Below are 210 nucleotides of genomic sequence, written 5' to 3'. Positions count from 1 at the left end.
CGAGTCCCCAAAGGGTATCAAAAATGTGTTCAAGAGAGTGGATCAACCTGACCAGTTAATTTTCCAGTTTGGTATAACTCTTTCTTTGCCAAGCTACAGATGTAAAAAAGCCAGCAATTAAGCTGGCTCTTTTGAATGTGGCGGAGAGATAGGGATTTGAACCCTAGATACGCTACAAACGTATGCCGGTTTTCAAGACCGGTGCTTTCA

The 210-nt window shown here is 42.9% G+C and carries 1 protein-coding gene; it reads right to left on the bottom strand.

Annotated elements, in window-relative coordinates:
- Positions 1-29: 29 nt before the first annotated feature.
- On the bottom strand, positions 30-210 hold a 181-nt coding region (locus tag ACVA53_RS25195; protein WP_446506645.1), incomplete at its 5' end, for a hypothetical protein.

The organism is Photobacterium sp. DNB23_23_1 (assembly GCF_052873815.1).
Note: the sequence above shows the minus strand (reverse complement) of the source record. Positions and strands in the feature narration are given on the sequence as shown.